The organism is Salmonella sp. SAL4457 (assembly GCF_046548235.1).
Classification (GTDB): domain Bacteria; phylum Pseudomonadota; class Gammaproteobacteria; order Enterobacterales; family Enterobacteriaceae; genus Salmonella; species Salmonella enterica.
The window spans coordinates 1-257 of the sequence record NZ_JBGDZO010000833.1; the positions used below are offsets into that span (position 1 = coordinate 1).

A 257-nucleotide genomic window follows, 5' to 3' on the forward strand; every position below is an offset into this window, starting at 1 on the left:
GGGTGGCGAACACCCCGCCGGATACCGTTATCTCAGCCATGGCGGTAGCTTCGGGGTCGTTTGCGTGACGCTGATAACCGGGATGATCAGCCGCACGCCTGACGGCAAAACCGGCATAATAGCGACGTGCGGATTGGCCGCGATGATGCGTTCGTAGGCCAGCGCATCGCCGTAATAGCGCCAGGCGAGATTATCCCAGCGTTCGCCGTCGGTGGTGACATGTTCAAGGTAGCGCATTACAGACTCCTCGTAATATC

Annotated in this window: 1 protein-coding gene; it reads right to left on the reverse strand. The window is 59.1% G+C overall.

What is annotated here, in order from left to right; genetic code table 11:
• Window positions 1-27: 27 nt before the first annotated feature.
• Window positions 28-237 (reverse strand): tail protein X, encoded by a 210-nt coding sequence (locus tag ACLJNW_RS26515; protein WP_017465890.1) that lies wholly within the window; start codon window positions 235-237, stop codon window positions 28-30.
• Window positions 238-257 lie beyond the last annotated feature (20 nt).

Excerpts from the sequence above, each read along its gene's own strand:
- ACLJNW_RS26515 (WP_017465890.1), bottom strand. The coding sequence starts at position 237 with ATGCGCTACCTTGAACATGTCACCACCGACGGCGAACGCTGGGATAAT.